This window comes from Halomonas sp. MMSF_3323 (assembly GCF_030733595.1).
Taxonomy (GTDB): domain Bacteria; phylum Pseudomonadota; class Gammaproteobacteria; order Pseudomonadales; family Halomonadaceae; genus Halomonas; species Halomonas litopenaei.
The window spans coordinates 1-8,935 of sequence record NZ_JASHIT010000071.1 but is presented as its reverse complement, the minus strand read 5'-3'; the positions used below and the strand labels follow the sequence as shown (position 1 = coordinate 8,935).

General features: G+C 64.3%; 5 protein-coding genes. 1 reads left to right on the top strand and 4 read right to left on the bottom strand.

Annotation, left to right across the window (positions count from 1 at the left end; genetic code table 11):
* Positions 1-95 precede the first annotated feature (95 nt).
* From ahcY to metK, 4 genes are all read right to left on the bottom strand, one after another.
* Positions 96-1,523: an adenosylhomocysteinase gene (ahcY, locus tag RBB39_RS22320; RefSeq protein ID WP_306169425.1), complete on the bottom strand. Its 1,428-nt coding sequence runs from the start codon at positions 1,521-1,523 to the stop codon at positions 96-98.
* A 39-nt stretch (positions 1,524-1,562) separates the two neighbouring features.
* On the bottom strand, positions 1,563-3,560 hold the full coding sequence (gene ligB, locus RBB39_RS22315; RefSeq protein ID WP_306169424.1) for an NAD-dependent DNA ligase LigB: 1,998 nt from the start codon (positions 3,558-3,560) through the stop codon (positions 1,563-1,565).
* A 364-nt stretch (positions 3,561-3,924) separates the two neighbouring features.
* A complete protein-coding gene (locus RBB39_RS22310; RefSeq protein WP_045992241.1) occupies positions 3,925-4,392 on the bottom strand; it encodes a hypothetical protein in 468 nt (155 codons plus the stop codon).
* Positions 4,393-5,280: 888 nt separating this feature from the next.
* Positions 5,281-6,501, bottom strand: a complete 1,221-nt coding sequence (gene metK, locus RBB39_RS22305) for a methionine adenosyltransferase (RefSeq protein WP_045992242.1) — start codon at positions 6,499-6,501, stop codon at positions 5,281-5,283.
* A gap of 371 nt (positions 6,502-6,872) precedes the next feature.
* On the opposite strand from metK, the gene tkt reads away from it, so the two are divergent.
* The gene (gene tkt / locus RBB39_RS22300; RefSeq protein WP_045992243.1) at positions 6,873-8,864 is read left to right on the top strand and encodes a transketolase; all 1,992 of its coding nucleotides are present in this window, start codon (positions 6,873-6,875) and stop codon (positions 8,862-8,864) included.
* The last annotated feature ends 71 nt before the right edge of the window (positions 8,865-8,935 follow it).

The following is an 8,935-nucleotide window of genomic DNA, read 5'->3' as shown; positions in this document are numbered from 1 at the left end:
GCTATTCCCCAGGCTCGCCCCAGGCTGACTACCCAGCCCTGGTTCCCTGCCCCGATCAAGGCTGGCGGGGCGCACAGCCCCCTATCCGGCAAGCCTCAGTAACGATAGTGGTCTGGCTTGTATGGCCCCTCCACCGGCACTCCGACGTACTCCGACTGAGCCTCGGTCAGCTGGGTAATCACGCCGCCAAAGCCCTCCACCATGTAGCGTGCCACCTCCTCGTCGAGATGGCGTGGCAGCACCGTGACATCGATCATGCCGTCGCGCTCGTCGGGGCCCAGCTCGGCGAAACGCCGGGCGTACAGGTGCATCTGCGCCAGCACCTGATTGGCGAAGGAGCCGTCCATCACCCGCGAGGGGTGGCCGGTGGCGTTGCCCAGGTTGACCAGACGCCCCTCGGCCAGCAGGTAGATAACATTGCGGCTGTCGGGATCGTACGTCTGCCCCGGCCCGGCGTCACGGTAGATCTTGTGCACCTGGGGCTTGACCTCCTCCCAGAGCCATTGCTTTCGCATGTAGGCGGTATCGATCTCGCTGTCGAAGTGGCCGATATTGCAGACCACCGCGCCATTCTTGAGAGCGCCCAGCATGGCGGCGTCACAGGCGCCGATATTGCCGGTGCAGGTCACCACCAGGTCGGTCTTGCCGAGCAGTTCGAGATCGAGACTGTCGGCACCACGATTGACACCGCCGCGATAGGGAGAAACCACCTCGAAGCCATCCATGCAGGCCTGCATGGCACAGATCGGGTCGATCTCGGCGACCCGCACGATCATGCCTTCCTGGCGCAGCGAGGCCGCCGACCCCTTGCCCACGTCCCCATAGCCCATCACCAATGCCTGCTTGCCCGCCAGCAGGTGATCGAGCCCACGCTTGATGGCGTCATTCAAACTGTGACGGCAGCCATACTTGTTGTCATTCTTCGACTTGGTGACGGCGTCGTTGACGTTGATGGCCGGCACTTTCAAGGTGCCTGCCCTGAGCATCTCGAGCAGTCGATGGACACCGGTGGTGGTCTCTTCACTGATGCCGTGGATGGCGTCAAGCTTGTCCGGATGTCGCTCGTGCAACAGCAGCGTCAGGTCTCCGCCATCATCCAGCACCAGATTGGGGGTCCAGCCGTCGGCGCCATCCACCGTCTGCTCGATACACCACCAGAACTCGTCCTCGCTCTCGCCCTTCCAGGCAAATACCGGGATGCCTGCTGCGGCGATGGCCGCGGCGGCGTGGTCCTGGGTGGAAAAGATATTGCAGGACGACCAGCGTACGCTCGCACCAAGGTCGACCAGGGTCTCGATCAGCACCGCGGTCTGAATCGTCATATGGATACAGCCAGCGATACGTGCGCCCTTCAGCGGCTGGACCTCACGGTACCGGGCCCTGAGGGACATCAAGGCCGGCATCTCGCTTTCGGCGATGCGAATCTCGCGGCGCCCCCAGTCGGCCAGGCCGATATCGGCGACCCGGTAGTCACCCTGACGCTGAGCCCACTGCGCCCTTTGCGAAGCCTCGGTCGGAGTCATGCTCGCCTCCTGCTGGTTATCCAGCCTTCACTATAGGAGTCACCATGGCGGACTCGCCAACCAGGGCGCTGCGCCGATCTCTAGCCGGGCGCCAGCATCACTTTTCAGTCGAGTCGCTGAGGGGGAAGCTGGTGCGCGGTGTGAGAGACTAGCTGGAGAGCGGTTCGAAGGGCTATGCGAAGGGCTATGCGAATGGCCATGCGAAGGGCTAGCTGAGCCCGGCGTGGCAATCGAACGTGTCGCGTCATCGTCGAAGGCCCCGACGAAGCCAGCAATACCGGCGTCGGCCAGTTGCCGCGCCAGGGCGTCGACCTCGGGATGCGATAGAAACGCGCGCCAGCGCCTGGCGCCGACATCACCGACGCCGGGGCGGTGGCGCCAGCCGGCTGCGTCCAACGCAGACAGCGTGCGCCAGGAGTCGTGCTCGGAGATACCCCCGGCCGAGGGCGCTCCCAGGGCGCTTAGCCACCGCGGGAAGCCGCGATGGCTGGTCTCGGAGAAGGCAACACCAAGACGCTCTGCGGTGACCTTGCCGATGCCGCTTGCCTGGGCCAGTCGCTCTGGCGACAGTTCCCGCCAGTCCAGCAACCCCGCCACCAGGCCAGCGTCCACCAGCGCCTTCCAGGTGCCTTCCCCGACGCCGTCGAGATCCAGCGCCGATGAATCACTGAGCCAGGCCAGGCGAGCCAGAAACTGCTGCCGGCAGCCCGGGGTCGGGTGCCAGCAACTCAGCAGGTGAAAGTCCGATTCCGCGGGAACCTCGAGGTCAATCCTCTCGGCTGCGCGCCAGGCCACCCCCTTAAGCTGAGGGATGATCAGCCCGGCCAACTCGATGATCACCTGATCGCCGGGCCGCAGATCCCACTCACGCCAGCGTGACAGGCTCCCCAGGCTGACCTGGCTCAGCCTGCGTCCATCCACCTCCACCGGCACAAGCCGGGCCACCGGGGTGATGCGACCGCTGCGACCAATGCGGAACGCTATGTCGGCTACCTCCGCCAGGGCCTCTCGCGGTGGATACTTCCAGGCCAGTGCCCAGAGCGGCGGCTCGGCCTGCCAGGCCGTACCATCGGGCCTGCGCCCACGCCGTAGTACCACGCCATCGGTGGCGAAGGGCAGCGGCGAGCGATACCAGCGCTCGCGCCAGGCGGCGGCGTCCTCCTGGGATTCAACAGGGTGGGTGTATCGCGATATTTGACCCAGGCCCAGGCGCTCGAGCCCTGACAGTCGATCCTCGAGCGCCCGCGGCCCCATCGGCCAGGACCAGACGAACAGACCGATACGCTGGCCCAGCGCAGGGGACAACTCATCGCGGGCAAGCCAGCCGGCCACATGGGAGCGTGCCCCTGCCCCGCCATCCCGTTGCTGGACATGATCTTCAAGGCGCTCATACAGCTCACCCTGAAACACCAGACCATCGCCGTCGGCAAGCGACTGCCAATCACCTGCCAGGCGCTGGGGAATCGACGGGATGACCGCGGCATGGCGTGTCCAGTCCTGGCCGGTCCGCCCGTCCCCACGACTGTACACGCCCGCCAGGCGGCCTCCGTGATAGACAAGACTGACCGCCACACCATCCACCTTGGGCTGAATCCAGACATCGGTAGCGCGGTCGGCCGGTGCTATCGTCGCCGACTGTGACTCCTGTCTCTGTGGCGACGAAGCTTGCGGCGCCGGCGAGTCTGGAACACCGGTCGAAAGCCAACGCTCCACCTCGGCAGCGTCCTGCGCCTTGCGCAGCCCGGTATGCGCCACAGGATGGCGCTGCCAAGGGGTGGCACTATCCGCTGCCGGCGCGGAAGCCCTATCCTTGAAGTCCGCCACCTCGAGCTCGGGAAAGCAGCGCTGGAGTTCGCGCCACCGACGTTCGGTCTGGTCGAACACATCATCGCTGACCGGCGAGCTGCCGTCCTTGCGGTAGGCCTGCTCCCACTGCCGCAGGTGGCTGGTCAACTCGGTGATGCGACTGGACGCCGTGCTCGCCGTCCAGTCAGGACAGCTGGCGTTGGCCCACGACGGCAGGACCAGCGACACCACGAACAGCAGGCATCGCCAGCTGGCTGAGGAATGGAGAGACGAGAGGATGGTGCTTTTCTGACAAGATACGAAACTCTGAAAAGAGACGAGACGCCCGACCATCTGGCCCTCCTTGGTCACGACCGAAGGTCGCCATCGAAGACCACGACCTGACATGACGGCCGAACGCCTCGACCGATCGGCACGTTCGAACGGCGTGCTCAGACGGCGTACCTGAACGGCGCGGCTGTACGGAGAGCCCGTATGCTGAGGTGCTACTGGCGACGCTTTCTCAGATGGCGATCGGTACGTCGTACCGACCACCATGTCAGCACCAGCAACGGCGAGGTAATAGCGACGCCGAGCAGCACCTGTTGACCGATGCTCATAATCGAATATCTCCCAAGGGTTCGCTCTCGAACATCGTTGCATCATGCCCCAGGCACGAAAGGCGCTGCGTCGACAGCACAAAGGCGGGCACGCTCAGTGCAATGACGATGACGGCGGTCAAGAGTCCCTGGTGCTGAAGCAGAATCATCATGATGGCGGCGGCAGTCACCAGGAACGTTGCCAATGCGGCGGTAGCCTCCAGCGCCAACTTGGTCATGAATAGCTCACGATACTGGAGATAATCATCGTCACCGTCCGGCGATACCACGTCATGGGAGTATCGCCATCCAGCCTCGGTGGTCCCGTCATCGCCAGCCCCCTTACGCGACGGCGACTCCTTGCGCCAGAGTTCCTGCTGTGACGCCAGCCTGGTTCGCGAGCAGGTCGGGTCCGCGTGAAGACGCTGAAAGTGCCCCTGATGATGGCGCTGATAGAAGTGATAGTGGTGCCTTGCTTCGCCCATCTTCTGATCCCCCTGTCGTTGCTACCGTCTTGGCGCAGCGCTCATGTCCCTGATCCTGTCTCACCCGCACATCGGCTCTTCTTCGTGCCGCCCGGGGCACCAGCCAGTATTCCTGTCACGGGCGCTATGGCCTCTTTCCATCGTGCCGACCACACCATCGTGCCGGCCACACTTCAATCGCGGCCAAGGCATGTCCTTCCACGAACCGCCTTCTGTCCAGCGCCCCAAATGCCAAGGACATGGATATATACCGACGTCCAACTCACACAGGCCATATATGCCTGTCGCCGAAAGCGCCTCTTTCCTGACATCTTTCAGGCGGCTCGCCAGCGTTTTTTATCGCTAATCATTCTCACGTTCTGGCCGCCTTCCAACCGCTTTCTAACCGTTTGTCCGGCGACGTGGGCGTCACTTTCCCGTGCAGGCCACTTGGCCGCCGATGGTTTCTCGAACAGCGGTTTCTCGACAACGATCTGGCGATGGACAACGACACATCGAACCTTTGACTACCGAGAACCAACGACCATCACTGGCTGCCTGACAGATGATGACGCGCTGATGCGATACCGCGCTGCCGACTAAGCGGCATCTGCATCCTGTCTCCATCTAATATTAGCCGTGAGCCAAAGGCTTCTCCGCCCGCATGCGCGGATATGAAAAGGAATGAGATGATGTCGCCGTTTGACGCATAACCCGGCGACAAAGAGGTAGGCAAAGACGCACAATCACCACCAGGTCACCAGAAGACTTGCGACCGCTCTGCCAACGTCTCTTCGCACATTCGCGGCCCCCCCGCCGCCACAATGCGACAAGGCCCGCCTGGCGAACCAGGCGGGCCTTGTCATGTCGGCAGGCGCGGACACCGTGCCGATACTGTCGGATGAGGGCTCAGATACCGGCGGCGGCGCGCAGAGCGTCGGCCCGGTCGACCTTCTCCCACGGGAAGGCGGTAAAAGTCTCGGTGTGGATCTCGCCTTCGGTATCGGTCCAGCTATAGCTGGTCTCGAAGGGCTCACGGCCAAAGTGACCGTAGGCTGCGGTCAGCTGATACATGGGATGCAGCAGATCCAGCATGCGAGTAATGGCATTGGGGCGCAGGTCGAAGTGATCGCGCACCAGCTCGACGATACGTTCGTCATCGATACGACCGGTGCCGAAGGTGTTGATCGACACCGAGGTCGGCTCGGCGACACCGATGGCGTAGGACACCTGGATCTCGCAACGCTCGGCCAGTCCCGCCGCCACCACGTTCTTGGCCACGTAGCGGCCGGCGTAGGCAGCGCTGCGGTCGACCTTGGACGGGTCCTTGCCGGAGAAGGCGCCACCACCATGTCGCGCCATGCCGCCGTAGGTGTCGACGATGATCTTGCGCCCGGTCAGACCACAGTCACCCACCGGGCCGCCGATGACGAACTTGCCGGTCGGGTTGATGTGATAACGCGTGCTGTCGGACAGCCACTCCGCCGGCAGTACCTGCTCGATGATCTCGCGCTGGACCATCTGGCGAAGCTGCTCCTGGTCGATGTCCGGATCATGCTGGGTGGACAGCACCACGGCATCGACCGCGCAGGGCTTGCCGGCATCGTCGTAACGGAAGGTCAGCTGGCTCTTGGCATCGGGACGCAGCCAGGGCAGCAGGCCACGCTTACGCAGCTCGGCCTGGCGCTCCACCAGCCGATGGCTGTAGTGGATCGGTGCCGGCATGTAAGAGTCGGTTTCGTTGGTGGCATAGCCGAACATCAGGCCCTGATCACCGGCGCCCTGATCCTCGGGCTTTTCGCGATCGACGCCCTGGGCGATTTCGACACTTTGCTTGCCGATCAGGTTGAGCACCCCGCAGGTCTCGCCGTCGAAACCGACGTCGGAGGAGGTATAGCCGATATCCATGATCACCTTGCGCACCAGCTCCTCGAGATCCACCCAGGCGGAGGTGGTGATCTCGCCGGCCACGATGGCGACACCGGTCTTGACCAGGGTCTCGCAGGCCACACGGGCATTCTTGTCCCGCGCGATCAGGGCATCGAGCACGGCATCGGAAATCTGATCGGCAATCTTGTCCGGGTGTCCTTCGGACACGGACTCGGAGGTAAACAGGGAGTATTCGCTCATGGCGTCCTCGACCCTCTGTAGGATAATCGGCAGGCGGGCCTGGCAAGATGGAAACGGGAGCGACCGTGATCGACGATCGCACTATGCAGATTCCGCGTGGACCTGGCGGGACGAAATTCTACACGCTCGACCGTCCGGTTCCTAGCGACAGGCCGGGCCATGGCAGACCCTGCCAGGCATGGATCAAGTCCCCGGCATTTGATGGATCTGTCATTTCCGGCGACAATATGTCCCCGATCGATCCGCGCCGCCCCTCCCGCCCTCGTTGTCCACAGGCACGACAGGCGGCGCCTATCCTTGACGCCGCTGCGCCGCCCCCACCGGGCAGGCCAACGTCAGATTGCCACTTTGCCCCAGGCGAGGAGCCCTCAATGCCGTCCCGTTTCGAACTGGCCAACGCCATTCGCGCCCTTTCCATGGATGCCGTCCAGAAGGCCAACTCCGGCCACCCCGGAGCCCCGATGGGTATGGCCGATATCGCCGAGGTGCTGTGGAACGACTACCTCGTTCACAACCCTGACGATCCCAAGTGGGCCGATCGCGACCGTTTCGTGCTGTCCAACGGCCACGGCTCCATGCTGCTGTACTCCCTGCTGCACCTGTCAGGCTACGACCTGGGTCTGGAAGAACTGCAGAACTTCCGCCAGCTCCACGCCAAGACCGCTGGTCACCCCGAGTACGGCTACGCTCCCGGCGTCGAGACCACCACCGGCCCCCTCGGCCAGGGCCTGGCCAACGCCGTCGGCATGGCCATGGCAGAGCGCACCCTGGCGGGTCAGTTCAACCGCCCGGGCCACGAGATCGTCGACCACTACACCTACTGCTTCCTCGGCGACGGCTGCCTGATGGAAGGCATCTCCCATGAGGTCGCCTCGCTTGCCGGCACCCACCAGCTCGGCAAGCTGATCGCCTTCTACGATGACAACGGCATCTCCATCGACGGCGAGGTCGAAGGCTGGTTCACCGACGATACCGCCAAGCGCTTCGAAGCCTACGGCTGGCACGTGGTACCGGCGGTGGACGGGCACAAGCCCGAGGAGATCAAAGCCGCCATCGAGATGGCCCGCACCCAGCAGGATCGCCCGACCCTGATCATCTGCAAGACCGTCATCGGCTTCGGCGCCCCCAACAAGCAGGGCAAGGAAGAATGCCACGGCGCGGCACTCGGCGAAGAGGAAGTCGCAGCGGCGCGCAAGCAACTCGACTGGCCCCACGCGCCCTTCCATATCCCCGAGGATATCTACCAGGGCTGGGACGCCTGCGAGCGTGGCCAGAAGCACCAGGCTGACTGGCAGGCTCGCTTCGAGCGCTACCAGCAGGAGCACCCGGAGCTGGCCCGCGAATTCCTGCGTCGCCAGAAGGGTGAATTGCCGAGCGAGCTCAACAGCGAAGCGCTGGTCGAGGCCGCCCAGCAGAAGGGCGAGTCCGTGGCCTCACGCAAGGCCTCGCTGAACTGCCTCAACGAGCTCGGCCCGCAGCTGCCGGAGCTGCTGGGTGGCAGCGCCGACCTGGCGCCTTCCAACCTGACCTTCTGGAAGGGTGCCGAGGCCATCAGCGCCGAAGCAGCCGGCGGCAACTACCTGCACTACGGGGTACGCGAGTTCGGCATGGGCGCCATCATGAACGGTATCGCCCTGCACGGCGGCTTCGTGCCCTACGGCGCCACCTTCCTGATCTTCATGGAATACATGCGCAACGCCGTGCGCATGGCGGCGCTGATGAACCAGCGCGCCATCTTCGTCTACACCCATGACTCCATCGGTCTGGGCGAGGACGGCCCGACCCACCAGCCGATCGAGCAGCTGACCAGTCTGCGTACCACCCCGAACCTGTGCACCTGGCGCCCCTGCGATGCGGTCGAGACCGCTGCCGCCTGGGCCCACGCGGTCAAGCGCAGCGCCGGCCCCACCGCGCTGGTACTGTCCCGTCAGGGCCTGCCCCACCAAGAGCGCAACAAGAGCCAGCTGGCCAACATCCAGCGTGGTGGCTACGTACTCAAGGACAGCGAAGGCACCCCTGAGCTGATCCTGATCGCCACCGGCTCCGAGGTGACACTGGCCATGCAGGCCGCCGAAACCCTGGAAGCCGAAGGCAAGCAGGTGCGCGTGGTATCGATGCCGGCCACCGACGTCTTCGACAGCCAGGACGCCGACTACCGTGAGTCCGTCCTGCCGCGCAGTGTTCGCGCCCGTCTGGCCATCGAGGCAGGCCATCGCGACTACTGGAGCAAGTACGTGGGCCTCGACGGCGACACCATCGGCATGTCCAGCTTTGGCGAGTCGGCCCCGGCGGGCGACCTGTTCAAGCACTTCGGTTTCACCGTGGACAACCTGGTGGAACGCGCCAAGGCGCTGCTGGGTTAAGTCCAGCGCGGGCCGGCACGCCCGGCCTGTTGCGACCGAAAGCGTGACCAGCAGAAACGAGCAGGGGGACG

Excerpts from the sequence above, each read along its gene's own strand:
- ahcY (WP_306169425.1), bottom strand. The coding sequence starts at position 1,523 with ATGACTCCGACCGAGGCTTCGCAAAGGGCGCAGTGGGCTCAGCGTCAG.
- RBB39_RS22310 (WP_045992241.1), bottom strand. The coding sequence starts at position 4,392 with ATGGGCGAAGCAAGGCACCACTATCACTTCTATCAGCGCCATCATCAG.
- metK (WP_045992242.1), bottom strand. The coding sequence starts at position 6,501 with ATGAGCGAATACTCCCTGTTTACCTCCGAGTCCGTGTCCGAAGGACAC.
- tkt (WP_045992243.1), top strand. The coding sequence starts at position 6,873 with ATGCCGTCCCGTTTCGAACTGGCCAACGCCATTCGCGCCCTTTCCATG.